25 protein-coding genes and 1 pseudogene are annotated in these 26,073 nt (G+C 73.5%); 5 read left to right on the top strand and 21 right to left on the bottom strand.

All coding sequences use genetic code 11. The annotated features are described in order from the left end of the window. Nucleotides 1–4 precede the first annotated feature (4 nt). From EJG53_RS08585 to EJG53_RS08565, 5 genes and pseudogenes are all read right to left on the bottom strand, one after another. Complete coding sequence (locus tag EJG53_RS08585; protein WP_125044357.1) at nucleotides 5–1,060, bottom strand: glycosyltransferase family 2 protein; 1,056 nt, start codon at nucleotides 1,058–1,060, stop codon at nucleotides 5–7. Further along, a complete protein-coding gene (locus EJG53_RS08580) occupies nucleotides 1,057–2,838 on the bottom strand; it encodes a carbamoyltransferase family protein (RefSeq protein WP_125044356.1) in 1,782 nt (593 codons plus the stop codon). Before EJG53_RS08580 ends, EJG53_RS08585 begins: the two co-directional genes overlap by 4 nt. A 116-nt stretch (nucleotides 2,839–2,954) precedes the next feature. Continuing rightward, nucleotides 2,955–3,917 carry a UDP-glucuronic acid decarboxylase family protein gene (locus EJG53_RS08575; RefSeq protein ID WP_125044355.1) on the bottom strand — a complete coding sequence of 321 codons (963 nt, stop codon included), beginning with the start codon at nucleotides 3,915–3,917 and terminating at the stop codon, nucleotides 2,955–2,957. A gap of 244 nt (nucleotides 3,918–4,161) precedes the next feature. Then, nucleotides 4,162–5,019 (bottom strand): polysaccharide pyruvyl transferase family protein, encoded by an 858-nt coding sequence (locus EJG53_RS08570; RefSeq protein WP_125049255.1) that lies wholly within the window; start codon nucleotides 5,017–5,019, stop codon nucleotides 4,162–4,164. Nucleotides 5,020–5,146: 127 nt separating this feature from the next. Beyond that, nucleotides 5,147–6,193, bottom strand: a pseudogene (locus tag EJG53_RS08565) (glycosyltransferase family 9 protein). Between the two features lie 202 nt (nucleotides 6,194–6,395). Between EJG53_RS08565 and EJG53_RS40600 the strand changes: the two are divergent. Both EJG53_RS40600 and EJG53_RS08560 read left to right on the top strand, forming a co-directional pair. After that, on the top strand, nucleotides 6,396–6,569 hold the full coding sequence (locus tag EJG53_RS40600) for a hypothetical protein (protein ID WP_154806365.1): 174 nt from the start codon (nucleotides 6,396–6,398) through the stop codon (nucleotides 6,567–6,569). Nucleotides 6,570–7,136: 567 nt separating this feature from the next. Next, the gene (locus EJG53_RS08560) at nucleotides 7,137–8,405 is read left to right on the top strand and encodes an MFS transporter (protein ID WP_244955052.1); all 1,269 of its coding nucleotides are present in this window, start codon (nucleotides 7,137–7,139) and stop codon (nucleotides 8,403–8,405) included. A gap of 118 nt (nucleotides 8,406–8,523) precedes the next feature. On the opposite strand, the gene EJG53_RS08555 is transcribed toward EJG53_RS08560, so the two are convergent. After that, complete coding sequence (locus EJG53_RS08555) at nucleotides 8,524–8,718, bottom strand: DUF2795 domain-containing protein (RefSeq protein ID WP_125044354.1); 195 nt, start codon at nucleotides 8,716–8,718, stop codon at nucleotides 8,524–8,526. Nucleotides 8,719–8,974: 256 nt separating this feature from the next. Between EJG53_RS08555 and EJG53_RS08550 the strand changes: the two genes are divergently transcribed. Genes EJG53_RS08550 through EJG53_RS08540 form a run of 3 tightly spaced genes read left to right on the top strand, consistent with a single transcriptional unit; the run spans nucleotide 8,975 to nucleotide 12,926 of the window. Further along, nucleotides 8,975–10,273, top strand: a complete 1,299-nt coding sequence (locus EJG53_RS08550; protein ID WP_125044353.1) for an ATP-grasp domain-containing protein — start codon at nucleotides 8,975–8,977, stop codon at nucleotides 10,271–10,273. 60 nt (nucleotides 10,274–10,333) lie between these two features. Then, nucleotides 10,334–12,367, top strand: a complete 2,034-nt coding sequence (locus EJG53_RS08545; protein WP_125044352.1) for a CocE/NonD family hydrolase — start codon at nucleotides 10,334–10,336, stop codon at nucleotides 12,365–12,367. A 52-nt stretch (nucleotides 12,368–12,419) separates the two neighbouring features. Further along, on the top strand, nucleotides 12,420–12,926 hold the full coding sequence (locus tag EJG53_RS08540; RefSeq protein WP_125044351.1) for a metallophosphoesterase family protein: 507 nt from the start codon (nucleotides 12,420–12,422) through the stop codon (nucleotides 12,924–12,926). An 11-nt stretch (nucleotides 12,927–12,937) separates the two neighbouring features. Here the strand turns inward: EJG53_RS08540 and EJG53_RS08535 are convergent, their stop codons facing one another. The 15 genes from EJG53_RS08535 to EJG53_RS08470 all read right to left on the bottom strand — a co-directional run bounded on the left by EJG53_RS08535 (nucleotide 12,938) and on the right by EJG53_RS08470 (nucleotide 25,918). Continuing rightward, nucleotides 12,938–13,696, bottom strand: a complete 759-nt coding sequence (locus EJG53_RS08535) for a sirohydrochlorin chelatase (RefSeq protein WP_125044350.1) — start codon at nucleotides 13,694–13,696, stop codon at nucleotides 12,938–12,940. Nucleotides 13,697–13,699: 3 nt separating this feature from the next. Beyond that, the gene (locus EJG53_RS08530) at nucleotides 13,700–14,728 is read right to left on the bottom strand and encodes an ABC transporter permease (protein ID WP_244955051.1); all 1,029 of its coding nucleotides are present in this window, start codon (nucleotides 14,726–14,728) and stop codon (nucleotides 13,700–13,702) included. After that, a complete protein-coding gene (locus tag EJG53_RS08525; RefSeq protein ID WP_125044349.1) occupies nucleotides 14,715–15,557 on the bottom strand; it encodes an ABC transporter ATP-binding protein in 843 nt (280 codons plus the stop codon). The genes EJG53_RS08530 and EJG53_RS08525 overlap by 14 nt, the downstream gene beginning before the upstream one ends. Before the next feature lie 5 nt (nucleotides 15,558–15,562). Further along, on the bottom strand, nucleotides 15,563–16,693 hold the full coding sequence (locus tag EJG53_RS08520; protein ID WP_125044348.1) for an ABC transporter substrate-binding protein: 1,131 nt from the start codon (nucleotides 16,691–16,693) through the stop codon (nucleotides 15,563–15,565). Between the two features lie 102 nt (nucleotides 16,694–16,795). Then, nucleotides 16,796–16,927 (bottom strand): hypothetical protein, encoded by a 132-nt coding sequence (locus EJG53_RS08515; protein WP_125044347.1) that lies wholly within the window; start codon nucleotides 16,925–16,927, stop codon nucleotides 16,796–16,798. 1 nt (nucleotide 16,928) lies between these two features. Next, complete coding sequence (locus EJG53_RS08510) at nucleotides 16,929–18,296, bottom strand: sulfate adenylyltransferase subunit 1 (protein WP_125044346.1); 1,368 nt, start codon at nucleotides 18,294–18,296, stop codon at nucleotides 16,929–16,931. 3 nt (nucleotides 18,297–18,299) lie between these two features. Next, complete coding sequence (cysD, locus tag EJG53_RS08505; protein WP_244955050.1) at nucleotides 18,300–19,280, bottom strand: sulfate adenylyltransferase subunit CysD; 981 nt, start codon at nucleotides 19,278–19,280, stop codon at nucleotides 18,300–18,302. Next, nucleotides 19,277–19,810, bottom strand: coding sequence for an adenylyl-sulfate kinase (gene cysC / locus EJG53_RS08500; RefSeq protein WP_125049251.1), 534 nt, complete (start codon nucleotides 19,808–19,810; stop codon nucleotides 19,277–19,279). The genes cysD and cysC overlap by 4 nt, the downstream gene beginning before the upstream one ends. Nucleotides 19,811–19,881: 71 nt before the next feature. Then, the gene (locus tag EJG53_RS08495; protein WP_125044345.1) at nucleotides 19,882–20,586 is read right to left on the bottom strand and encodes a phosphoadenylyl-sulfate reductase; all 705 of its coding nucleotides are present in this window, start codon (nucleotides 20,584–20,586) and stop codon (nucleotides 19,882–19,884) included. After that, complete coding sequence (locus EJG53_RS08490; RefSeq protein WP_125044344.1) at nucleotides 20,583–20,780, bottom strand: hypothetical protein; 198 nt, start codon at nucleotides 20,778–20,780, stop codon at nucleotides 20,583–20,585. The genes EJG53_RS08495 and EJG53_RS08490 overlap by 4 nt, the downstream gene beginning before the upstream one ends. Beyond that, nucleotides 20,777–22,474: a nitrite/sulfite reductase gene (locus tag EJG53_RS08485; protein WP_125044343.1), complete on the bottom strand. Its 1,698-nt coding sequence runs from the start codon at nucleotides 22,472–22,474 to the stop codon at nucleotides 20,777–20,779. Before EJG53_RS08485 ends, EJG53_RS08490 begins: the two co-directional genes overlap by 4 nt. Nucleotides 22,475–22,678: 204 nt before the next feature. Then, nucleotides 22,679–22,762 carry a putative leader peptide gene (locus tag EJG53_RS43840; protein ID WP_359130670.1) on the bottom strand — a complete coding sequence of 28 codons (84 nt, stop codon included), beginning with the start codon at nucleotides 22,760–22,762 and terminating at the stop codon, nucleotides 22,679–22,681. A 170-nt stretch (nucleotides 22,763–22,932) separates the two neighbouring features. After that, a complete protein-coding gene (locus EJG53_RS08480; protein WP_125044342.1) occupies nucleotides 22,933–23,499 on the bottom strand; it encodes a GNAT family N-acetyltransferase in 567 nt (188 codons plus the stop codon). A gap of 100 nt (nucleotides 23,500–23,599) precedes the next feature. Continuing rightward, complete coding sequence (locus EJG53_RS08475) at nucleotides 23,600–24,451, bottom strand: LLM class flavin-dependent oxidoreductase (protein WP_125044341.1); 852 nt, start codon at nucleotides 24,449–24,451, stop codon at nucleotides 23,600–23,602. Between the two features lie 186 nt (nucleotides 24,452–24,637). Beyond that, entirely contained in the window at nucleotides 24,638–25,918 is a 1,281-nt protein-coding gene (locus tag EJG53_RS08470) for a GAF domain-containing protein (RefSeq protein WP_125044340.1), read from the bottom strand. Between the last annotated feature and the right edge of the window lie 155 nt (nucleotides 25,919–26,073).

Here is a 26,073-nt window from a genome sequence, read left to right as displayed (position 1 = left end):
CGGGCTACACCCGCTCCGGAACCGGCAGCGGCTCGGCCAGCGGCACGGCGGGCGCCGGCCGGACGCTCAGCGGCGCCACCCGACGGTGCCGCACCAGCCCGCGCAGCCAGTGCCCGGCGGCGGCCGACGGGATGAGCGCGCTGGTCACCGCCATCGTGACCACCTCGTCCCGGGTACGGGGCCCCGGCGCGATCCGCGCCCACGCGAACTCCGCCGTCCCGGCCGCCCACACCCCGGCCAGCGCCAGCGCCGCCCCGCGACGCCCGGCCGCGGCACAGGCCAGCGAGGCCCCGGCCGCCGCCGTCACCGCCAGGTGCCGCGGCAGCCGGCCGCGCGGCGCGTCCGCGTGGTGCCACCAGTCCCGGCCGTGCTTACGGGTCATCAGCACGTCGTCGGCGTTGCCCGCCTGGAGCCGTACGGAGACCCAGCGGCCGGCGGGCCGCACCGGATGCGTGGTGCGGCGGGTGCCGGCCGCCAGCGTCCAGCCGGCCGCCAGGACTCGCAGCGCCAGGTCGGCGTCCTCCCGGAAGGCGCGCCGGAACCGCTCGTCGAAGCCGTCGACGGACTCCAGCGCGTCCCGCCGGTACGCCATGTCCGCGGTGATCCACTTGGCGGTGGCCAGCCCGGCCGTGTTGCGCTCCCAGTCCGTGGACCGGCGCTCCGGCGGCACCGGTACGGCGATGCGCGCGGTGATCCCGGCCGTCCGCGGGGACGCGGCGGCGAGATCGGCGGCCAGGTCCGTACCCCAGGTGGGTCCGGGCACCACGTCGTCGTCGAGGAAGACCACCCACGGCGTCGCGTCCGCCGCCCGCCAGCCGGTGTTGCGGGCCGCCGCGGGCCCCCGCGCGCAGCCCGGCACGACCTTCGTACGGTCGCGCAGCGCCTCGGGGATGTCGGCCGGCAGCGGGGTGCAGTCGTCCAGCGGCCGGTCGTCCACCAGCACCACCTGGAGCGGCGGCGGGCCCTCGGCCTCGGCCAGCGCCCGCAGGCACGCCGTCAGGCTGGGCCGCCCGAGGGTGGGGATCACCACCGTGTGGTCGGCGGCGGTCGGCGAGGTCATCGGACCGCCCCCTCACCGCTGCCCGCGACCGGCGCCTGCACGGGCTGCGCCAACCGGTCGTACGCGGCGGGCGCCAGCGCCTCCTCGATCCCGGCCGGGAAGGACAGCGCCCCGGCCCGCTGCGCCGACCGGTTCCCGGCGGCGAAGAACGCGTCCCGCCGTACCGCGAACGGCCCGATGGCCAGCAGGTCGACGGGGGTGGAACCGAAGCACTCCAGCGCGTCCCTCGGGTCGTCGACCATCGGGCGGCCCGCGGTGTTCAGGCTCGTGTTGACGACGACGGGCAGCCCGGTCAGCCGCTCGAACTCGGCCAGCATCCGGGCCACCAGCGGCTCGTCGTCCCGGTCCACGGTCTGGATGCGGGCGGTGCCGTCCACGTGCACCACGGCCGGGATGCGCTCCCGCCACTCCTTGGCCACGTCGTGCACGAACAGCATGTACGGGCTGGGCAACTGGCCGTCGAAGATCCGGCCGGCCCGGTCGGCGAGCACCATCGGCGCCACCGGCCGGAACTGCTCGCGGCCCTTGACGTCGTTGAGCCGCTCCAGGTTCGCGGAGTGACCGGGGTGCGCCATCAGGGAGCGGTGGCCGAGCGCCCGCGGACCGTACTCCGAACGCCCCTGGAACCAGGCCACGATGGCGTTCTCCGCCAGCGCCTCGGCGACGGTCGCGGCGATGTCCGCAGGGCGCTCGAAGGGCACGGCGGCGGTCCGCAGCCACGCCTCCAGCTCCGTGTCGGACCAGCCGCGGCCGAGGTCGGCGCCGGGCATCGGCGCGGGCTCCTCGCCGCCCTGGGCGCTCAGCAGCAGCGCGCCGCCGAGCGCGGTCCCCGCGTCACCGGCCGCGGGCTGCACCCACACCCGGCCGAACGGTCCCTCGCGCGCGATCCGTGAGTTGGCGACACAGTTCAGCGCCACCCCGCCGGCCAGCGTCAGCACACTGTCGTGCGTACGGCCGTGCAGCCAGCGGGCCAGGTCCAGCAGCGTCTCCTCCAGGACGAGCTGCGCGCTGGCCGCGAGGTCCGCGTGCGCCTGGCTCCACGGCTCGTCCGGGTGGCGCGGTACGCACAGGTCGCTCCACGGCACGTGCGCGGCGTGGAAACCGCCGTCGCCGGTGGGGTACACGTAGCGGCGCAGCTCGGGCAGCATCCGCGGGGTGCCGTACGAGGCGAGCGCCATCACCTTGAACTCGTCGCAGGAGCGCAGGAATCCGAGGTGCGCGGTCAGCTCCTCGTAGACCAGGCCGAGCGAGTGCGGCAGCTCCTGCCCGTACAGCGGCTCCAGCTTGCCCTGCACGCGCTGCGCGGCCAGGTGCGACGTCGCCTCGCCGCGGCCGTCGAGCACGAGCACCGAGGAGCTGTCGGCGTCCGGCGCGCCGAACGCGGCGGAGGCGGCGTGCGCCATGTGGTGCGGTACGAACCGGACGCGCTGCGGGTCGAGCCCCGGCAGCGCGGTCTTGAGGAACCCGGGGGCCTCGCGCGCGTACGTCAGGCGCAGGTGGTCCCAGGGGTCGTCCAGGCCCATCTGGTCGGCGGGCCGGGCGAGCCGGGGGTCGAAGGAGTACGCCACCGCGTCCAGGTCCTCGGGGCGCAGGCCGGCCGTGGCCAGGCACCAGGCGGCGGCCTGGTCGGGGGTCTCCCAGGCGGAGAAGGGCAGCGGCCGCTTGCCGTGCTTGCGTCGGGAGAAGCGTTCCTCTTCGGCGGCGGCCACGGTCCGCCCGTCGACGACGAGGGCGGCGGCGGGGTCGTGGAAGAGCGCGTTGATGCCGAGAATGCGCATGGGGTTTCGCTGGCCTTTCGTCGGGATGGACGGCGCCCGGTCCGCCGCCCGGTCTCGGCCGGGACGGCCGCACGCCGCGGGCTCCGGCCCCGGGGCGGCCGGAACCGGAGGCGGTGTCAGGTCCCCTGCCGCTTGCGGAACCACGCGACGGTGCGCGCCAGGCCGTCCCGGTGCGCCACTTCGGGCTCCCACTGGAGCTTGCCGCGGGCCATCGTGATGTCGGGGCAGCGGACCGCGGGGTCGTCGGTGGGCCGCTCGATGTAGCGGACCGGGGAGCGGGAGCCGGTCAGTTCGGTGATCAGGTGGGCGAGTTCGAGCATGGTGATCTCGACCGGATTGCCCAGGTTGACCGGTCCGCGCAGGTCGGAGGCGGCCGCCGCGAGGATGCCCCGGACGGTGTCGTCCACATGGCACAGCGAGCGGGTCTGCAGCCCGTCCCCGGTGACGGTGAGCGGCTCCCCGGCCAGCGCCTGCCGGATGAACGTCGGCACGGCGCGGCCGTCGTGGCCCCGCATCCGCGGCCCGTAGGTGTTGAACAGCCGCACGATGCCGGTGTCGGTGCCGTGGGTGTTCGCCTCGGCCGTGGTCAGCGCCTCCCCGAATCGTTTCGCCTCGTCGTACACGCTGCGCGGGCCGACCGGGTTGACATTGCCCCAGTACGTCTCGCTCTGCGGATGCTGCTGCGGATCGCCGTAGACCTCGGAGGTCGACGCGAGGATGAACCGCGCTCCGTGCGCCCGCGCCACGGCGAGCGCGTTGCGCGTGCCGAGGCTGCCGGTGTCCAGCGTGTGCAGGGGCAGCCGCAGGTAGTCGGCGGGGGAGGCCGGGGAGGCGAAGTGCAGGACGAGGTCCACGTCGGGCCCGATCCGGAACGGCTCGGTGACGTCGGCCTCCACGAACGTGAACCCGGGTATCCCGCGCAGCGGGGCGATGTTCTCCGGTGCGCCGGTGCTCAGGTCGTCGACACAGGTGACGGAGGCGCCCTGGGCCAGCAGTGCGGTGCACAGGTGCGAACCGACGAAACCCGCACCGCCGGTCACCACGGCGTGTTTCCAGTTCCGGGAAAGAGCGGCGTTCATGGGACTCCCTCGACTAGGGGTTTGCCCCGAATCGGGTGCCTCGCCTGCTTCAGGAAAAACGTCACGCTAGGCGAGGCTGCGCCCCGCCATCACCTGCCTTATGGTGAAAAGTCGCTTTCTCGGGACCTCCCGACGCCCGCCCGCCCGGCCGCCTCCGGCCCGAACGCGCCCCGGCAGCAGGCGGCACCGCGTACGCATCCGGACCCGTCCCCGGCGCACCCCGGGAACACCGCCGCCCCAACAGTCACCCGTACGGCTGGGCCAGGCGCCGCAGCAGCCCGTCGAGCAGCCCGCCGCCGCCCGGCCGGACCGTGTGCCGCGCGGCCTGGGCCCGCCCCTGCTTCGACAGGCACCAGGTCAGCAGCAGGTCCAGCTCGGCCGCGCCCGCCTGTTCGCAGCGCAGCACCGCGGGCCAGCCCAGCGCCGCCGCCTGCGCGGCGACCTTCGCGCCGCCCGCGACGGGGTCCACGGCGAGCGCCGGAGTGCCCGCCCGCAGCGCCAGGACCATGCCGTGCAGCCGGGTGGTCACCACCGCGTCCAGCCGGGCCAGTACGGCGTGGAGTTCGTCCGGCGTCGCGGGCAGCCGCCAGTCACGCGTGTCCAGGCGGGTGTCCACCGGCAGACGCGCCGCTGCGACGGTGCCCAGCCAGTCCGTCAGCACGTCGCCGACCTCGGTGTGCCGGCGGCGCGCGCCGTACTCGTGCTGCCCGCCGGTCAGGATCACGCCGACGAGCGGCAGACCGGATGCCGCCGGAGCCCGCAGGCTCAGATCCCGCGCCCCGGCCGCCTGCCCGGCGGTGTCGCGGGGCAGGACGTCGTCGAAGCGGGTCACCGCCGGGTCGTCCGGATCGGGTACGGACACGCCGACGGCCACCCGGCGGCACCCCGCGAACCGGTCGTGCAGCGCGAGCAGCGGGCTCGGCCCGCCGTCCGGCGGAGGACGGGAGTGCACCGGGCCGCAGGCGAAGACGAGATCGCTGTACCGGGCGGGATCGGCGCCGTCCAGATGCAGCGCGCCCGGCCGGAACACCGGCGACCAGGCCGTGTCGTACGCGAACCCGGCACCGTCCAGCGCGCCCTGCACGGCCTCGGCCGCCAGCATGTCGCCGGCCGTCACCTCGCCGTGCAGAAAGCTGAACCACCCGGTCAGCAGGACCCGCGACGGGCGGCCTCCGGTCACAGTGCCACCCGCACAGCAGCCCCGGCGGCGCACCGCGCTCCCGGCCCCCTCACAGCACCGGCGCCGCGACCGGCCACTCCGGAACCCGGACGGGCTCGGGCAGCCGCGCCACGGCCGTCAGCACCTCCGCCGCGGTGATCCGCAGCAGCCGCCCGTCCGGCTGGTCGCCGTGCGCGTCCCCGGGACGGGCCCGGTCCAGGTGGCCCGGGTGCCACAGCACCTGGTGCCGGGCCACCCGGGGCGGGCCCCACAGCCGCGGCGCGACCGGGCCGAAGAGCACGACGGACGGCGTGCCGAGGGCGCTGGCCAGGTGCGCGAGCCCGGTGTCGCCCACGATCACCGCACGGGCCCCGGCGACCAGCGCCGCCAGCTCCCCGAACGGCACGTCCGCCGCGCCCCCAGCACGGCCGACGGCGGCAGCCCCGCCTGCGCGGCGACCTGCCGGGCGAGCGGCCCCTCGCCGGCCCCCGCGGTGACGACCACCCGGTGCCCCGCCCGGTGCAGGGCGTGCGCCACCGCGGCGAACCGTTCCGGCGGCCAGCGGCGCGCCGCGGCGTCCGCCCCGGGTGCACCACGACCGCGCCCGGCGCGGGGGAGGGCCCCGGAGGCGCCCCGATCCGCAGATCCTCGGGGTCCGCCGGAATGCCGTACCAGGTCAGCAGACGGCACCAGCGGCTGCGCTCGTGCTCGTCCTCGCGCCAGACCGGACCCGCGATCCGCGGGGTGGCCGGATGCGCGTAGGCGAGCAGCCGGGCCGGGCGCAGTGCCTGGAGCGGCAGGTGGCTGGCGGGCCCGTTGCCGTGCAGGTCGACGGCGACGGCGGGCGGCGGACCGGTCCAATGGATCATCTGCGGCACGCCGCGGGCGGGCGCCGACGCGGGCAGCAGCCGGTCGACCACGCCCGTGGCCGCGGCGGCCTCGCCGAGACGTGAGGGCGCCGCCAGCACCAGCTCGTGCAGCGGATGGGCGGTGCGCAGGGCCCGCAGCGCGGGTACCGCCGTCAGCAGGTCCCGAGCCCGAGCGCCCTGAGCACCAGGATGCGGGGCCGCTCGGACGAACGGAACGGATCACGCGGACGGGGACGGGCCGAAGCCATACGGGTCCTCCTCGGCATTCCTGCGTGCCCCATCGACGCCGGGCCCCCGGCGCGGGGCGGTACGGGCCAGCGCGGGCCCGCCTCCACGGCACGCCCCGCTGCACTCCAATGTGCGGGCGGCGGGGGCGGGGCGCGACCGGGGGGAGCCTTTCGTCGTTACGGGGTCACCCGGTCCGTGTATGCGCGCGGCGGCGCCGTGCCCATGGATATGCCTGCCTGCCTACGGATACGTCTGCGGGCACGCACCGGCGCGCCGAGCAGGCTGAACGGGCCCGGGCGGCGCTCAGCCAGTGGCTCGGGCACGCCCGAGGAGCGGCAGCGCCTGGACGAGGAACTCGACCGGCGCCTGGCCCGGGTGGTCGACCGGTCCGCGTAGCGCACGCCCGGCCCCGGGCGCGGCACCTTCGTCCCGGACTTCTACCGGCTCGCCGAGCGGCTCCCGTGAGGCCGAGCCGGCGGCCCTGTGAGCAACCCCACCCACCCCCTCCACCCCTTGCGGCACAAGGGATCCACGGCACTCGCGCCCGTCCACGGCACGACCGCTTCCCGGCCGGAGGTTTCCCCGGCCGGGAAGCGTCTGTGAAGATGTGACATTGCTGTGCCTGAGAGGGTCCGTCGCCACGGACCGGGAGAGGCCGGCATTCCGACCGAATCGGTGCCCACGCCGCACGCAGACGTGCCCCGTGCCCGCCGAGCCGCGCTCCGAGCCTGCTGGGCTCTTCACGAAGTTTCTGCCGCTGTGTCTTCTTCCGTCCGTTCCGCTGCCCGGGTCCCGGCGCAGACGGATTCTCACGCAACGATTCCCGCACCGGAAACCCCCGAAACAGTCGAAACCGAAAAAAATGTCCGCCGACGCGCCGGCGGCTTCCGGTACCTGCTGGGCCGCAAGGCCAAGGGTGACGGCGGTGACCACGCGCCGTGGCGCTCCCTGCGGTACCGCAGCATGCGCTGGTGGTCGGTGGCGAACCTGGTGTCCAACGCCGGCACCTGGATGCAGCTCACCGTGCAGAACCTGCTGGTGCTGCAGCTCACCGGCTCCGCCGCGGCCACCGGTCTGTCGCTGTCCGTGCAGGCCGGTCCCGGCCTGGTCATGGGCCTGTTCGGCGGGGCCGCCGTGGACCGCTGGCCGCGCAAGCTCACCGCCGGACTGAGCCAGGCCGTACTGGGCCTGGTCGCCTTCACGACCGCGGCCCTGGTCGCGGCCGGCCAGCTCAACTACGGGCTGCTGATGGCGCTGGCCGCCGTCACCGGCCTGGTCGCCACGGTGGACGGCCCCGCCACGGCCCTGCTCGGCAACGACCTCGTACGCCGGGAGGACGTGCCGTCCGCCATCGCGGTCGGCTCGCTGGTGCACAGCGTCGGGCGCCTCGGCGGTACGGCCCTGGCCGGTATCGCCGTGGGCTTCCTGGGCACCGGTGCCGCCTACGCGGCCAACGGCGTGTCCTTCCTGTTCGTCGCGGCCGTCATCCCCTTCCTGCGGCCGGTCAGCGAGGCGCTGCGGGCACCCGCGAAGTCCTCGGAGGCCACCGGGAAGGCCGTGGAGGCCGTGGGCGCGCCGGAGGAGGAGATCGGCGACCGGGCCAGGGACGGGCTGGCGTTCTTCATGCGCCGCCCGCGCCTGGTCGCGCTGGCGGCCATCACCGGGCTGAGCGCGATCTTCGGCCGTAACTACCAGTTGACCCTGGCGGTCCTGGTCACCGGCCCGCTGGCGGCGGGCGCCGGCGCGTTCGGCACCGTCTCCTCGGTGCTGGCGGCGGGCGGCATCGTCGGCGCGATCCTCGCCGCCCGGCTGCGCAACCCGTCGGTCAAGCTGGTCGGCGCGCTGGCCGCCGCGGGTGCGCTGCTCCAGGTCTTCGCCGGGCTGTCGCCGTCGCTGATCGTCCTGCTCGTCCTGGTGCTGCCCATGTCGGTGGTCGAGTCGGTCTCCGACACGGCCGGTACGACGGTGCTCCAGACGGACCCGCCCGCGAACATGCGGGGCCGGGTGCTGGGCGTGTGGCGCAGCGCGAGCACGGTGTGGGGCCTGGTGGCGCCGCCGCTGCTCGGCCTCCTGATGGAGGTGGCCGGTGCCCGGGGCGCCCTGGTGGCCGGCGGTCTGATCATCGCCGTGGCGATCGGCGCGGGCGCCCTGCTCCGCTCCCGCCGGCAGATCACCTGGCTGGCGCCGGCGCCCGCTCCCGCCCTGGCGGCGGACTACCGGTCGGTGGCCTGAGAACGCTCCGGGGGCCGGGGGACGGAAGTCCCGCCGGCCCCCGGAGTCTGTCACCGGCCCCGCGGGGCGCCGTTCGCCGGTCGCCGGCTCACCGGCTGCCGGTTCCCCGGTTCCCGGCTCACTGGCTCTTGAAGACGGCCTTCTCCACCTCGGCGGGGTTCTCGTAGCTCTTGCCGGGGATGTGGGAGATCTTGTCCATCATCTGGCGGTCCGCGTGGTTGTCCTTGGCACAGGAGACCAGGTCGTCCTTGCTCGCCGGGTAGTGCGCGCCCTTGAGTGCCTTCTGCAGCTCGATCGGGTTGGTGTCGCTCATGGGGTCCTCCGACTGACGGGGGTGGGGTGCCGTCCGGCGGACTGCCGAGCGGCCGCCCCTCCGGTACCCGGGCCATAACGGATTAATCGGACAGGTGTCCCGCGCGCGGAAACCCCCGCCTCCGCACCGCCCCACGCCGCCCACCAGCCCTCCCGCCGCCGCGGGCGGACCGCCACCCGCAGCCGCCCCGGGGTTTGCCGCCCCTCCCGCGGGTACCCGCGTGCCTCGCCGGACAGAGAGCCCGAGGAGGAGCCCGGTGAGCGAGAAGAACATCTTCGTACTCGGTCTGGAAGCCGCCAACCTGCCGGCGCTGCACGACGTCCCCGACGCGGACCGGTACCGCTTCCATCCGCTGCTCACCATCAGAGAACTCCAGGTCGGCGAGGTCTCCGTACCCGACCTCCTGGACAAGGCCCAGCAACTGCTGGACTCCTTCGACGGCAGTGTCGACGCCATCGTGGGCTACTGGGACTTCCCCGTCAGTACCCTCGTACCGATCCTGAGCGAGCGCTACGGCACCCGGAGCACCAGCCTCGCCTCGGTCGTCAAGTGCGAGCACAAGTACTGGAGCCGGCTGGAGCAGGAGAAGGCCGTCGACACCCACCCGCGCTTCGGCCGCGTCGACCTGCACGCCGACCCGCCGCGCCCGCCCGACGGCGTCCGCTTCCCCATGTGGCTCAAGCCCGCCCTCGCGTACTCCTCGGAACTGGCCTACGGCGTCCGGGACGAGACGGAGTTCCGGGCGGCCGTCGAGAAGATCCGCAAGGGCATCGGCCGGGTCGGCCAGCCCTTCGAGTACATCCTCGACCGCCTCGACCTGCCCCCGGAGATGGCGGGCGTCGGCGGCCGGGTCTGTCTCGCGGAGGAGGCGCTGTCCGGCATCCAGGTCGCGGTCGAGGGTTACGTGCACGACGGCGAGGTCACGGTCTACGGCGTCCTGGACTCCATCGACTACCCCGGCAGTTCGTCCTTCCTGCGCCACCAGTACCCCTCGACGCTCCCCGAACCCGTGCTGCACCGGCTGCGCGACACCTCCGCCCGCGTGATGCGGCAGATCGGGATGCAGGAGGCCACGTTCAGCATCGAGTACTTCTACGACCCGCACACCGACGACATCAACGTGCTGGAGGTCAACCCCCGGCACTCCCAGTCGCACGCCGAACTCTTCCAGTACGTCGACGGCGCCCCCAACCACCACGCCATGCTCCGTCTCGCCCTCGGCGAGGACCCGGCGATGCCGCACCGCGAGGGCCGCTACCGGACAGCCGCCAAGTGGTACTACCGCTGGTTCGCCGACGGCGTCGCCCGCGCGGTGCCCTCCCAGGAGGAGGTCGAGCGCATCGAGCGGGAGATCCCGGGCACGCGCATCCACGTGATTCCCGAGCCGGGCCAGCAGCTCTCGGACATGGAGCAGCAGGACAGCTACAGCTTTGAACTGGCCCATGTCTTCACCGGGGGCGACAGTGAGGAGGAGCTGCGCGAGAAGTACGACCACTGCGTGGCGGCCCTGCACCTGGCCTGCGAGAAGGCCGCGACCGCCGGCCCGGACCGCTGAACCGGCGCGGACGGCCCGCCGGCCGCGCCGACCGCACGACAGCAAGGAGAAGGTCGCCCCATGCGCTTCGTGAGCAATCTGCCCTGCGCGACGACGGAGGAGGACCACGTCACCGTCCCCGTCTCCGACGGCACCCGCCTGTCGGCCCGCATCTGGCGCCCCACGGCGTCCGACGAGGAACCGGTGCCGGCGGTGCTGGAGTACATCCCGTACCGCAAAGGGGACCTGACCGCCGTACGCGACTCGATCCACCACCCCTACATCGCCGGCCACGGCTACGCCTGCGTCCGCGTCGACCTGCGCGGCACCGGCGAGTCGGAGGGCGTCCTGGAGGACGAGTACCTGGAACAGGAACAGGCCGACGCCGAGGACATCCTCGCCTGGCTGGCCGACCAGCCCTGGTGCGACGGGAACACCGGCATGATGGGCCTGTCCTGGGGCGCCTTCGCCGCCCTCCAGGTCGCCGCCCGGCAGCCCGAGAGCCTGCGCGCCATCGTCATCGCGTCCTTCACCGACGACCGGTACGCCGACGACATGCACTACATGGGCGGCCAGTTGCTCTCCGACAACCTCGCCGAGGCGGGCACCATGTTCGCCTACGCCACCTGCCCGCCCGACCCGGCCGTGGTCGGCGGCCGCTGGCGCGAGATGTGGCGCGAACGCCTGGAGCACACCGAGCCGTGGGCCCTGAACTGGCTGCGCCACCAGCGCCGCGACGACTACTGGCGGCACGCCTCGGTCTGCGAGGACTACAGCTCCGTACGCTGCCCGGTCCTCGCCTCCAGCGGCTGGGCCGACGGCTACTCCAACGCGGTGACACGGCTGCTGGCCGGCCTCGACGTACCGCGCAAGGGCCTGATCGGCCCCTGGTCGCACAAGTTCCCTCATCTGGGTGAACCCGGACCGGCGATCGGCTACCTCCAGGAAGTCGTGCGCTGGTGGGACCACTGGCTCAAGGGTGCCGACAACGGCGTCATGGACGGGCCGATGCTCAGCGCCTGGATGCAGGACAGCGTGCCGCCGTCCACGTCCTACGAGACCCGCCCCGGCCGCTGGGTCGGCGAGCCGGACTGGCCCTCCCCGCACATCCGCTCCGTCGCCCGCCCGCTCTTCCGGCACCGCATCGGCGCCGACGGGGAGGAGTGCGGCGACCGCGAGTGCAGGGTGCTGACCGTGCAGTCGCCGCTGTCCGTCGGCCAGTTCGCCGGCAAGTGGGCCTCCTACAACGCCCCGCCGGACCTGCCGTACGACCAGCGCGAGGAGGACGGCGGCTCGCTGGTCTTCGACAGCGACCGGCTCACCGACCGCGTCGAGATCCTCGGCTCGCCCACCGTCGAACTGGACCTGTCGGTCAGCGAACCGGTCGCCATGGTCGCCGCCCGCCTCACCGACGTGGCCCCCGACGGCCGGGCCACCCGCGTCACCTACGGTGTGCTCAACCTCGCCCACCACGAGACGGTCGGCGAACCGGAACCCCTGGAGCCCGGCCGGCGCTACCGCGCCACCGTCCAGCTCAACGGCGTCGCCCAGGCGTTCCCGCCCGGCCACCGCATCCGACTGTCGCTGTCCACCTCGTACTGGCCGCTGGCCTGGCCGCCGCCCCGGCCCGCCACGCTCAGCGTCCACGAGGGCAGCAGCACCCTGACCCTGCCGGTACGGCCCACCACCGAACCTGACCGGCTCCCCCCGCGCCCGTTCGGCGAGCCGGAGGGCACCCGGCCGCTCACCGTCACCCAACTGACCCCGCCGGAGGAGCGCTGGGACGTCAAGCGCGACCTGGTCGGCTACACCTCCGAGCTGGAGATCGTCAAGGACCGCGGGCTGGCCCGGCTGGAGGACACCGGCATGGAGGTCGGGCGGCGCGCCTACGAGCGGTACACCACCGTCGCCGACGACTTCACCTCCGCCACCGGCGAGACCCTGTGGACCATGCGCTTCCGGCGCGGCGACTGGGACGTCCGAGTGGTCACCCACCAGAAACTGCGGTGCTCCGAGAAGGAGTTCCACATCGACGCCACACTGGACGGCTACGAGAACGACCGGCGCGTCTTCTCCCGCACCTGGAACGAGACACTGCCGCGCGACTGCCTGTGAGAACACGGACGGCAGCGCGACGCCTGCCGGAGAGAGGAGCTACGGTCGGCCCGTGCGCCTGCTGCTGATGTCCGACACCCACCTGCCCAAACGCGCCAAGGCCCTGCCGCCGGAACTGCTGGAGCAGGTGGCGCGCGCCGACGTGGTCGTGCACGCCGGGGACTGGGTGGACACCGCCACGCTGGACCTGCTGGAAGAACGCTCCCGCAGGCTCGTCGGTGTGTACGGCAACAACGACGGCCCGGAGCTGCGCGCCCGCCTGCCGGAGGTGGCCTACGCCGAACTCGGCGGGCTGCGCTGGGGCGTGGTCCACGAGACCGGCCAGAAACAGGGCCGCGAACGCCGCTGCGCCGAGCGCTACCCGGACCTCGACGTCCTCGTCTTCGGCCACAGCCACATCCCCTGGGACACCACCACCGAGGACGGCCGCCTGCGCCTGCTCAACCCCGGCTCCCCGACCGACCGCAGACGCCAGCCGTACTGCACGTACATGACGGCGACGGTGGGGGAGGGACGGCTCACCGGCGTAGAGCTGCACCGGCTGCCGCCGCGCGTCTGAAGGCCGCCGCGTCAGGCGATCAGCGCCGGTACCTCCCGGCACAGCGCCTCGTCGTACCGCCGGGCCAGCAAGACGGCCAGCTCCGGCGCCGGTCCCAGGACCTCGGCGAGGACATCGGCCCCGGCTTCTTCGGCGCCGCGGGCGATGCGGTCCGGGAGGCGGCCGGGGGCGATCACGTACGGGGCCACCGCCACCCGCTCGGCGCCCTCGGCCCGCAGGGCCCGTACGGCGTCGGCCGTGCGGGGGAGGGAGGCGGAGGCGAACGCAGGCCGCACGGCGTACCAACCGGTGGTACGCCGCCACTCCCGCGCGATTTCAGCGATCACTGCGATCGCCTCCGGGTCGGAGGAGCCCGCTGAGGCCAGCACGACCCCGGTCGAGCGCCGGTCGCCGGGCCGCAGCCCGGCCTCGGACAGCCGCCGGTCCAGCGCGGCGGTCAGCAGCGGGGACGGGCCGAGGACATCGGCCCGGTGGACGGTCAGGCGGGGCAGCCGCGTGGCGGCCTCCCGCAGGACCGCCGGGATGTCCGTCTTGGCGTGGAACGCCCGGGTGAGCAGCAGCGGCAGGGCCACCACGTCCCGTACACCGTCCGCCGCCAGCCGCTCCAGGGCCCGGGGCACGCCCGGCGCGTTGAAGTCGAGGAAGGCGACCTCGGTCCGCAGGCCGGGGCGCAGCGCCCGTACCCGCGCGCAGAGCGCGGTGACGGCCGCCGCGTGCCGCGGGTCGCGGCTGCCGTGGGCGATGACGAGGAGGGCGGGTCGGGCGTCCATGGGTCAGCTCTTCACCAGCAGGCCGCGGCTGCGCAGCACCCGCCGCTCGATCGGCGCGAAGATCAGCAGCTCGATGCCGATGCCGACGATGAGGATGAGGAGGATGGCGGAGAGCACCCAGGACATGTCCTGGAGCTCGCGGCCCTGCTCCAGGAGCTGGCCGAGGCCGGTGCCCAGGTCGGCGGCGTTGACGATGAGTTCGGCGGCCATCAGGGAGCGCCAGGAGAACGCCCAGCCCTGCTTGAGTCCGGCGAGGTAGCCGGGCAGCGCGGCGGGCAGCAGGATGTGCCGTACGCCGGTCAGGCCGCGTGCGCCGATCGTGCGGCCCGCGCGGAGGTAGAGGGGCGAGATCTGGTCGACGCCGGCGACCAGGCCGTTGGCGATGGAGGGGACCGCGCCGAGCAGCACCACCGCGTAGATGGTGGCGTCGCTCAGGCCGAACCAGATGATGGCGGCGGGCACCCAGGCCACCGACGGCAGCGACTGGAGGCCGCTGAGGATGGGGCCGATCGCGGCCCGTACCGGCTTGACGCGGGCGACCAGCAGGCCGAGCGGCGTACCGATCACCACCGAGGCCAGGAAGCCGAGGGCGCCGCGCGACACGCTCGTCCACACGTAGTCGAGCAGGGTGCCTTCGAGCCACTTGTCCTGGAGCGAGCGGGCCACGTCGACCGGGCTGGGCAGCAGGTAGTGGTCCTTCAGCTCGAAGTGGTAGGCGAGCTGCCACAGGCCGAGGACGAGGGCGATCGCGACGACCGGGGGGACGGCCTTGGCGGTCAGTGTGCGCAGCCAGGGCTGGCGGTCGGAGACCTTGGTGTCCAGCGCGTCCAGGCCGGCTTCCAGGCCGGCGAGGTCGCTGGAGCCGCTGTCGGGTTTCTTCGCGGCGGCGGGGGATGCTTCGGCGGTTGCCTCATTGGCAGGGGCGGGCGCCCCCGTGCCCGCGTCGGCCGCGAGGCCGTCGACGGGCCCGGCCGCGGTTCCGTCGGCGGTTCCGGCGGCCTCGGCGGCCGTTCCGGTCTCAGTGCTGGCCATGGCGGCGGATCTCCCCACGGAGCTGTTCGGTGATCTCTACGGAAAGGTCGGCGACCGCCGCGTCCTCGATGCGCCGCGGATGCGGGATGTCCACGGTCCACTCGCGGGCGATCCGGCCGGGCCGGGAGGACAGCAGGACCACCCGCTCGGCGAGCCGCACCGCCTCCCGGACGTTGTGGGTGACGAACAGGACGGACAGGCTGCCGCTGCCGGCGGTGCCGTCGTTGGACTCCTCCCAGATGCGGGTCAGCTCGTCGTGCAGCACGTCACGCGTGATGGCGTCCAGCGCGGCGAACGGCTCGTCCATGAGCAGGAGTTGGCTGTCCTGGGCGAGCGCGCGGGCCATCGCGACCCGCTGCCGCATGCCGCCCGACAGCTCGTGCACCCGCTTGCCGTACGCGCCCTTGAGCCGTACGAGCTCCAGCAGCCGCTCGGCCTCGCCCCGGCGCTCCGCGCGCGGCACCCCGCGCAGCCGCAGCGCCAGTTCGATGTTGCGGCCCGCGGTGAGCCACGGGAACAGCGCGTGCTCCTGGAACATCAGGGCCGGCCGGCCGCCGGGCGTCTCGATGCTGCCCGCGCTGGGCCCGTCGAGCCCGGCGACCAGGTTGAGCAGCGTCGACTTGCCGCAGCCGGACGCCCCCAGCAGGCAGACGAACTCGCCCGGCGCGACATCGATGCTGATGTCGTCCAGCACGTGCTGCTGCGCGCCGGGGCGGCCGAAGGACTTCGAGACGTGGTCGATGCGAGCGGCGTACGAGGGGTCCGCGCCGCCCGCGTCCGCCGTGGCGGACGGCCGGCTGCCGGGCTTGCTGAGTGTGGTGGTCGTCATCGGTGTCACCTCCTGGATGCGTGCGCGGACTGTTCGCTGCCGAGACCGGCGTCGTCGACCGCCGGCTTGCCCTCGGCCTTGAGCACCTTGTTGAGCAGCGTGAGGTCGTAGATGCCCTCGAGGGAGGGCTTCTTCAGCAGGCCGGCCCGGACCGCGTGGTCCGCCTCCAGTTGGAGGGTGGCGGCCAGCGGGTCGTCGGTGACGTCGGTGTTGCGGAACGCCGGGTCGATCACGGACGGCGGCAGCGCCTTGCCGGCCGCGTCGGCCAGCTTGTCGTTGAGCGCCTGCTTGGCCTCGGCCGGGTGCGTCCTGATGTAGGTGTTGGTCTTCACCGAGCCGCGCAGCACCGCCTCGACGGCCTTCGGGTGCTCCTTGAGGAACTTCTGCGAGACGATCACGTTCGTGATGACGAACTTGCCGTCCTTCCACAGCTTCTTCTCGTCCAGCAGCACCTTGCCGCCCTCCTCGACCAGCTTGGAGGCGGTCGGCTCGGGCACCCACGCGGCGTCGATGCTGCCCTGCCGGAAGGCGACCGGGGTGACCTTGTTCTCGGTGCGCTGGACGGTCACATCGCCCTTGCCGGTGGTCGCGTCGACCTTATAGCCCTTTTCGGCCAGGTAGTTGAGCAGCGCCACGTCCTGGGTGTTGCCGAGCTGCGGGGTGGCGATCGTCTTGCCCTTGAGGTCGTCCAGGTTCTTGATCTTCTTGGGATTGACGACCAGCGAGACCCCGCCGGACGCCGACCCCGAGATGATCTTCAGGCTCTTGCCCTGGGAGGTGGTCCACCCGTTGATGGCGGGGGACGGGCCGATCCAGCCGATGTCGATGGCGCCGGAGTTCAGCGCCTCGATCTCCGCCGGGCCCGCGTTGAACACCGACGGCGCGAACTTCGTACCGCCCAGCTCCTTCTGGAAGAAGCCCTTCCGGTCGCCGACCAGCGCGGTCGCGTGGGTGGTGTTGGCGAAGTAGCCGACCTTGACCCGGTCCAGGCCGTCGATCTTGGGGCCCTTGGCCGCGACCGCGCCCTGCTCGTCCTGCTTGGCCCGGGAGCCGTAGCCGCAGGCGCCGAGCGCGCCCAGCAGGAGGGGGACGGTGGCGGCGGCCGCCAGCAGGCGGAGGCGTCGTACGGCAGGCACGGGAGGGGGTCCTCTCGGAGGGCCGGGCGGCGAACGCCTACGGCGGGCCCGGCAGAGCGGTGGAATGTCGGAAGGGAGGCGTGGGGGACAGGCGGCGGTACGTCATCGGCGCACACATCGCCCGACGCCGCCCTGGCCGCTGCCCAGCGCACCGCTGCCGATCCGGCCGCCTTCCTTGGCGAAGGTCGCGAAGACGTCCCCGTACAGGGACGTGGGCAGATCCCGTAGCGTCATGTCAGAAGTCCCATTCCGCGTCGTCGTCCGCGGCGGCCGCCGCGGCCGCCGCGGCCTCGGCCGCCTCGGCGAACGCGGATCCGGCCATCCCCGCGGTCAGCGTGGTGCCGTCCGCCGGGTCGATGAGCAGGAACGATCCGGTACGCCGGGAGTCGGCGTACGGGTCCAGGGCGAGCGGCTCGGCGGTGCGCAGCACGACCCGGCCGATGTCGTTGGCGGCCAGCTCGCCGGGCGCCGGGTGCTGGGAGAGGTCGTCCAGCGTCAGCCGGGACGGGATGTCCTTGACGATCGCCTTGACCGTACGGGTGGTGTGCTTGAGCAGCACCCGCTGGCCGGTCCTGAGCGGCCGGTCGGCGACGTGGCAGACGGTCGCCTCGACGTCCTGTGTGACGGCGGGCGGCGCGGCGGCCGGGGCGATCAGGTCGCCGCGGGAGATGTCCAGGTCGTCGGCGAGCCGTACGGTCACCGACTGCGGCGCCCAGGCCACGTCCACCGCCTCGCCCAGCACGTCCAGCGCCTCGATGGTGCTGGTCCGGCCCGACGGCAGCACCGTCACCGCGTCGCCGACGCGCAGCACGCCCGAGGCGATCTGCCCCGCGTAGCCGCGGTAGTCGGGCAGCTCGGGGGTCTGCGGGCGGATGACGTACTGCACCGGGAAGCGCGCCGGGTCCTCGGACGGGTCGGCCACCACCGGCACGGTCTCCAGGTGCTCCAGCACGGTCGGCCCGCCGTACCAGTCCATGTTCGTGGACGGGGTCACGACGTTGTCGCCGGCCAGTGCCGAGATCGGGATGGCGGTGATCTCCGGGACGCCCAGGGACGCGGCGTACGTGGTGAACTCCTCGGCGATCGCCGCGAAGACCGGCTCCGCGTAGTCCACCAGGTCCATCTTGTTGACGGCGAGGACGACGTGCGGGACGCGCAGCAGCGCGGCGACCGCGGCGTGCCGGCGGGTCTGCTCGACCACGCCGTTGCGGGCGTCGACCAGCACCACGGCCAGCTCGGCGGTGGACGCGCCGGTGACCATGTTGCGGGTGTACTGCACATGGCCCGGGGTGTCGGCGAGGATGAAGCGGCGCCGGGGCGTGGCGAAGTAGCGGTAGGCGACATCGATGGTGATGCCCTGCTCCCGCTCGGCCCGCAGCCCGTCCGTCAGCAGCGCCAGGTCGGGCGCCTCCTGACCGCGGCCCAGCGAGGCCCGTTCGACCGCTTCGAGCTGGTCGGCCAGCACCGACTTGGAGTCGTGCAGCAGCCGCCCGACCAGGGTGGACTTGCCGTCGTCCACCGAACCGGCGGTGGCGAAACGCAGCAGTGAGGTGGCGGCCGTACCGGCCACGTCGACCGGGTCGACGATCGTGTGCGTGCTCATGATTTAGAAGTACCCCTCGCGCTTGCGGTCCTCCATGGCGGCTTCGGACAGCTTGTCGTCGGCCCGCGTCGCGCCCCGCTCGGTGAGCCGGGAGGCGGCGATCTCCGCGATGACGGCCTCGATGGTGTCCGCGTCGGAGTCGACGGCGCCGGTGCAGGACATGTCACCGACGGTGCGGTAGCGCACCTGCCGCGTCTCGACCCGCTCGCCGTCCTTGGGGCCGCCCCACTCGCCGGGCGCCAGCCACATGCCGTTGCGGGCGAAGACCTCGCGCTCGTGGGCGTAGTAGATGGCGGGCAGCTCGATCTTCTCGCGGGCGATGTACTGCCACACGTCCAACTCGGTCCAGTTGGACAGCGGGAAGACGCGGACGTGCTCGCCGGGGGAGTGCCGGCCGTTGTAGAGCTGCCACAGCTCGGGGCGCTGACGGCGCGGGTCCCAGCCGCCGAACTCGTCGCGCAGCGAGAACACCCGCTCCTTGGCGCGCGCCTTCTCCTCGTCCCGGCGCCCGCCGCCGAACACCGCGTCGAAACGGTGCGACTCGATGGCGTGCAGCAGCGGCACGGTCTGGAGGGGGTTGCGGGTGCCGTCCGGGCGCTCGCGCAGTTCGCCGCGGTCGATGAAGTCCTGTACGGAGGCGACGTGCAGCCGCAGCCCGTGCCGGGCCACCGTACGGTCGCGGTAGTCCAGCACCTCGGGGAAGTTGTGGCCGGTGTCCACGTGCAGCAGCGCGAAGGGCACCGGCGCGGGCGCGAACGCCTTCAGCGCCAGGTGCAGCATGAGGATCGAGTCCTTGCCGCCGGAGAAGAGGATCACCGGCCGCTCGAACTCGCCCGCCACCTCGCGGAAGATGTGCACCGCCTCGGACTCCAGCGCGTCCAGGTGGCTCAGCGCGTACGGGGTGTCGGCGTCTCCGGCGTTCCCGGCGTTCCCGGTGCCGCCGGAGTTCCCGGCGCCCGTGCTCACGGCAGCGGCGGTCGTCATGCCAGTCCCCTCTCGGTGAGCAGCGCGTACAGCGCCGCCGCGGACTCCTGCACCGTCTGGGTGTGCGACGCGATGCGCAGGTCGGGCGACTCGGGCTGCTCGTACGGGTCGTCGACGCCGGTCAGCCCGGATATCTCGCCCGCCGCCTGCTTCGCGTACAGGCCCTTCACATCCCGCTCGGAGCACACCTCGACGGGCGTGGCCACGTGGATCTCCAGGTACGGGGTGCCCTCGCGCTGGTGGCGCTTGCGCACCGCCTCCCGTGAGTCCGCGTACGGAGCGATCACCGGCACCAGGGCCTTCACGCCGTTGCTCGCCAGCAGCTCGGCGACGAAGCCGATGCGCTGCACGTTGGTGTCCCGGTCCGCCCGGCTGAACCCGAGCCCCGCCGAGAGGAACTCGCGGATCTCGTCGCCGTCCAGCACCTCGACGCGGTGGCCCTCGTCCCGCAGCCGCTCCGCCAGCGCGTACGCGATCGTGGTCTTGCCGGCGCTGGGCAGTCCGGTCAGCCACACCGTGGCGCCCGTCATCTTTCGCTCCCGAAGGTCCTGGATGTCCTTGTGGTCCGGCGCCTGATCGCCGGACTCCCCGGGGCCGCCCATCAGTGCAGCCCGCATTCGGTCTTGTTGCTGCCGGCCCAGCGGCCGGCCCGCGCGTCCTCGCCCGCCAGCACCCGGCGGGTGCAGGGCGCGCAGCCCACCGAGGCGTAGCCGTCCTGCAGCAGCGGGTTGGTGAGCACGCCGTGCTCGGCGACGTACGCGTCCACGTCCCGCTGGGTCCAGCGCGCGATCGGCGAGACCTTCACCTTGCGGCGCCGGGCGTCCCAGCCCACGACCGGGGTGCCGGCGCGGGTCGGCGACTCGTCGCGGCGCAGCCCGGTCGCCCAGGCGTCGTACCCGGCCAGGCCCTCTTCCAGCGGCGCGACCTTGCGCAGCGCGCAGCACCGGTCCGGGTCGCGTTCGTGCAGCTTCGGCCCGTACTCGGCGTCCTGCTCGGCCACCGTCCGCCGTGGTGTGAGCGTGATGACGTTGACGTCCATCACCGCGGCCACCGCGTCCCGGGTGCCGATGGTCTCCGGGAAGTGGTAGCCGGTGTCGAGGAAGACCACGTCGACACCGGGGTAGGCGCGGGCGGCCAGGTGCGCGACGACCGCGTCCTCCATGGAGGAGGTGACGCAGAAGCGCTCACCGAAGACCCCGGCGGCCCAGGTGAGGATCTCCAGCGGGGTGGCGTCCTCCAGGTCGCGGCCCGCCCGCTCGGCGAGCGCCGCCAGCTCGGCTTCCGTACGTTCCTGAGTTGCCGTCATGTGCTGCTGCCCCCTTGGCGGTTGTCGTGCTGCCGGGCCTGGGTGGTGACGCCCTTGGCCAGCAGTCCGAGGAACGAGAGCCGGAACGCGCGATTGCACGCCCCGCATTCCCACGAGCCGTGCCCCTCCTCGGAAGGGCGCAGGTCCTCGTCCCCGCAGTACGGGCAGTAGAACGGCGCGGCCCGCCCGCTCACTTCAGCGCACCCTCTTCCGCGCGGGCGGCCCAGGTGGCGAACCGTTCGCCCTCCTCGCGCTGCTCCTGGAAGTTGGTCAGCACCCGCTCCACGTAGTCGGGCAGCTCGTCGGCGGTGACCTTCAGGCCGCGCACCTTGCGGCCGAAGCCCGCCTGGAGGCCGAGCGCGCCGCCCAGGTGCACCTGGTAGCCCTCGACCTGGTTGCCGTCGGCGTCCAGCACCAACTGGCCCTTGAGGCCGATGTCCGCGGTCTGGATGCGGGCGCAGGCGTTCGGGCAGCCGTTGATGTTGATGCTGACCGGCTCCTCGAAGTCCGGCATCCGGCGCTCCAGTTCGTCGATGAGCGAGGCGCCGCGCGCCTTGGTCTCGACGATCGCCAGCTTGCAGAACTCGATGCCGGTGCAGGCCATCGTGCCGCGCCGGAAGGGCGAGGGCCGGACCTGGAAGTCCAGCGCCTCCAGCCCCGCGACCAGCGGCTCGACCTGGTCCTCGGTGACATCGAGGATGATCATCTTCTGTTCGACGGTGGTGTTCAGCCGGTCCGAGCCGTGCGCGGCGGCCAGTTCGGCGACCTTGACGAGGGTGGCGCCGTCGACCCGGCCCACGCGCGGCGCGAAGCCCACGTAGAACCGGCCGTCCTTCTGGCGGTGCACGCCCACGTGGTCCCGCCAGCGGCTGCTGGGCTCGGCGGGCGCGGGGCCGTCGGCCAGCTTCCGCTTCAGGTACTCGTTCTCCAGCACCTCGCGGAACTTCTCCGGGCCCCAGTCCGCCATCAGGAACTTCAGCCGGGCGCGGTTGCGCAGCCGCCGGTAGCCGTAGTCACGGAAGATCCCCACGACTCCGGCCCACACCTCGGGTACGTCCTCCAGCGCCACCCACGCGCCCAGCCGTTCGCCGAGCCGCGGGTTGGTGGACAGGCCGCCGCCCACCCACAGGTCGAAGCCGGGGCCGTGCTCGGGGTGCTCGACGCCCACGAACGCGATGTCGTTGATCTCGTGCACCACGTCCTGCACGGGCGAGCCGGAGATCGCCGACTTGAACTTGCGCGGCAGGTTGGAGAACTCCTTGCTGCCGATGAAGCGCCGCTCGATCTCCGCGATCGCCGACGAACCGTCGATGATCTCGTCGGCCGCGATGCCGGCGACGGGCGAGCCGATGATGACGCGGGGGCAGTCGCCGCACGCCTCGGTCGTCGACAGGCCGACGGACTCCAGCTTCTCCCAGATCGCCGGGACGTCCTCGATGCGGATCCAGTGCAACTGGATGTTCTGCCGGTCGGTGATGTCCGCGGTGCCGCGCGCGTACTCCTGGGAGACCTCGCCGATGGCCCGCAGTTGCGCGACGCTCAGCCGTCCGCCGTCGATCCGGACCCGCAGCATGAAGTGGGTGTCGTCCAGCTCCTCCGGCTCCAGGACCGCGGTCTTGCCGCCGTCGATGCCGGGCTTGCGCTGGGTGTACAGGCCCCACCAGCGCATCCGGCCGCGCAGGTCGTTCGGGTCGATCGAGTCGAAACCGCGCTTGGCGTAGATCGTCTCAATGCGTGTCCGCACATTGAGACCGTCGTCGTCCTTCTTGAACTGCTCGTTGCCGTTCAGCGGGGTGTAGTGACCCACGGCCCACTGGCCCTCACCGCGGTGGCGTCCGGCCTTGCGGCGGGTCGTGGCGGAACCGGTTCGTTCGGGGGTGGCGGCCATGGCGGTATGTCCTTCTGGGCGGCTCGGTGAGGGCGGGGGCGGGCAGCGGCAACCCCACCGTGACCTGCGAGGACGCGCCTCGGCGCGGGGTGGCGCGAGGTGCTGGGGACAGAGCTGTCCGGGGCAGGTCGGATCAGGGTGCCCGCGCGTCCGCGACGGTGGGGACGGCGAAAAGGCGACGTGGCTGCGACGTTGCTGAGGCTGTCAGCCCGCCGGACAGATGGCGCTGGACAGGCGGCCGAGGTCGACGTGCCGCCGACTCACCAAGGCAATTCCAGCTATAGACATGACGGAAGCGTGTCATGGCGTTCTTGAGCCAGTCCACCGTCTTCCAGAATATGGACAAGAGTGTCCCGCATGGCAAGATTCCGTGGCACCGGTCACGCCACGGAAGGGCGGGTTCCGCGCTTCCCGCCCTCCCCTTTCACGGCATATGGCCAATAATTTCCCACCCGAGGTCAGGCGCCCGGCCACGGCCCCGGAGTGGGCACCTCCACCTCCTCGGTCTTCTCGGTCGCGTACACCCGGAACCCGCGCCGCCGGTAGTTGTCCAGCGCGTACCGCCCGTCCTTGCTGCACGTGTGCACCCACACCCGCCGGGTCTTCTCCCGCCCCGGCCACCGCCCGTCCAGATCCCAGGCCCGCGCGGTCCCGTACGCCAGCAGATGCCCGCCGATCCGCCGCCCCCGGAACGCCGGCAGCAGCCCGAAGTAACTGATCTCCACGTCCCCTCCGGCCTGCGCGTCCAGCTCCACGAACCCGGCCGGCGTGTCCCGCTCGTACGCCACCCACGTCTCCACCCCGGGCCGCCCCAGAAACTCCTCCCACTGCCCGTACGACCACCCCAGCCGGTCGGTCCAGGCGATGTCCCCGCCGACCGACGCGTACAGGAACCGGCTGAACTCCGGCGAAGCCACCTCGGCCCGCGCGATCCGGACCCGTTGCTCCGCAGGGGGAGCGGTGGCGGGGGTGAGGTCGTCGGGCGTGGTCTGTTCGAGGTACCAGGTGGTCACGGTGAGAGTCATGGGGGCAGCACATCACAGGGCCGCGCCCGTGCGGCTGCCGTGGGGGAGTCCAGGTGAGCGGCCGGGCCGCGCGAAGCACCCCCGCGCGGCCCGGCCCCGATCACAGCACCGCGTCCGCGATGCGGTCCACCTGGTCCGGGTCGGTGGCCCAGCAGTAGAGCATCACCTCGTCGGCGCCGATGGCGCGGTAGGCGGTCACCGCGTCGCGGATGCCGCGTTCCGTGGTGAGCAGTCCGTTCACGATGTGGTCGGTGTACTCGAAGGGGCCGTAGTACGCGCGCGCCTCGCGCCGGGCCTCGTCGAGGACGGGGGCCGGGCCGAGTGCCACGTTCACCTGCGCCACCAACCGGGGGCGGCCGGGTCGGCCCGCCTCGTCCCACGCCTTCTCCACGTCGCGGAACAGGCCGTCCATCATCGGTGCGGGCAGCGCAGCCCCTAGGAAGCCGTCGCCCCAGCGGGCCACCCGCCGGACCACGGCCGGCACGAAGCCACCGAAGAGCACTTCCGGGCCGCCGGGGCGGGCCGGCGCGGGGCCGACCGGGCCGACGCCCTCGCCGTACGGCTCACCGGCCCAGACGGAGCGCAGCCGGGACATCTGGCCGTCCAGTCGCCGGCCGCGGGTGTGCTTGTCGACGCCCGCCGCCGCGTAGTCGTCCGCGCGTCCGCCCAGCCCGATGCCGAGCGTGAACCGGGCATCGGAGAGCAGGTCGAGGGTGGCGGCCTGCTTGGCGAGCAGCGCGGTGCGGTGCAGCGGTGCGAGCAGTACCTCCGTCTGCAGCCGTACGACGGAGGTGGCGCCGGCCAGGGCGGCCAGGGTGATCAGGGGTTCCGGGTTGCCGTACGCCAGCCGGTCGAGCAGCGCGATGCTGCGGAACGGGAGGGCGTCGGCGCGCCGCGCCCAGGTCAGCAGGGATGCGGGGTCGCCGATGGGCAGGCCGAGACCGATGGACATGACAGGTCCTCCAGGAGGGCAGCGTCGAGCGCGAAAGGTCGTGTCGCCCGCTCGCCCGGCCGCACGCGCGCTGTGGCGTGGGCTGCTCCCGTTCCGCGACGTCCTCCTGGGGAGCTGATGTTCGAAGCGGTGCCAGATTAGCTGAGGGGTCCGTGCGGCCGCACCGCATTTAAGGGCCCTCGCCCCTCACGCGTGCCGCGCCGCCAGCACCGCCGGTGCCGTCGAGTGCGGCAGCAGGTCCACCGGGCTCGGCGGCAGCCGCAGTTCCACGTCCACCCCGTCGGCGAAGCGGTACGGGCGGTGCGCCAGCACGCTCGCGAGATGGCGGCGCAACCGGGACAGCTCGGCCCGTACCGTCACCGTCCGGGCGCGGTCCCCGAAGAGGTCCTGCGCGAGGTCGGCCGCGCTGCGCCCCTCCGGCCGGCGCGCCAGCACGAACAGCACCTCCGCGTGGCGCGGACTCAGCTCGTGCGTCCAACTGCCCGCCGGGCCGGTGACCGTGACCGCCGGCCGGGCACGGCTGCCGAGATCCAGCAGCACCCGGCTGGCCCGCGGCTCCTCGCCCTGCGGCGCGCCGACGCGGATCAGCCAGCCGCCGGGCAGCGGCTCCAGCGTGCACATCCCGTAGCGCGGCAGCCACAGCGGCCCGGCCTCCGGGGACTTGGGCAGGGCGACCCGGTCCGGCGGCGCCAGCCCGGTGACCGCCGCCGTCCAGCCGTCCTTGTCGACGGCCAGCGCCTGCCCGCCGAGCCGGGCCAGTACGGGCGCGGCGCTCGCCCGCAGCCGGTCGAGCGCGCCGTGGTGCCGTTCGCGCAGCTCGCTCTCCGCGAGCCGGGCCACCGCGGAGACCAGCGACAGGGTGCTGGGATGGAAGGTGGACGCCGGGCCGCTCACGTCCACGATGCCCAGCAGCCGCCCGTCGCGCGGATCGTGCAGCGGCGCCGCGGCGCACGTCCACTGGTGGTGGGTACGGACGAAGTGCTCGGCGGAGTGCACCAGGACGGGGCGGCGGGCCACCAGCGCGGTCCCGATGGCGTTGGTGCCGACGATCTCCTCGGTCCAGTCCGCGCCCTTGTCGAAGCCGTGCCGGTCGGCCATCCGCCGCACCGGCGCGCAGCCCTCCCGCCACAGCACCCGCCCCTCGGCGTCGGTGACGACCATGATCTGCTGGGCGGCGTCCGCGGCCGGCAGCAGACCGCTGTTGAACAGCGGCAGCAGCGACGCGAGCCGGGAGCTGTGCCGCCGGTGCTCCAGCTCCTCGACGGTCAGCGGCCGTTCGCGTACGTCCCGGTCCGGGTCGACTCCGCGGTCCAGCGCCCGGCGCCAGGACTCGCAGATCACGGCACGGGGCGCGGCGGCCGTCCGGCCGCCGCAGAGCGCGGCCTCACGGAGCGAGGCGAGCCGCCGCGTCGTCTCGCGTACCTCCTGGGCCGACCAGATGCCCATGTCGCTCGGTCTGTCGCTCACGCTCTTCTCTCCGTCGTGCACTGTCCGTGGGGTTGCCGCCCATGGTGCCGTCACCGGGCCGCTCCGAACGCGGGATTGCGTCAATTGGTTGCAACCGGCTGCAACTGTTGTGGCCTATGACGGCGGCGAGGAAGGTGACCGGCAGGACGAGAGGG

It is taken from the genome of Streptomyces chrestomyceticus JCM 4735 (assembly GCF_003865135.1).
Lineage (GTDB): Bacteria > Actinomycetota > Actinomycetes > Streptomycetales > Streptomycetaceae > Streptomyces > Streptomyces chrestomyceticus.
The sequence above is the reverse complement of the archived record's forward strand: the minus strand, read 5'-3'. Positions and strand labels throughout refer to the sequence as shown.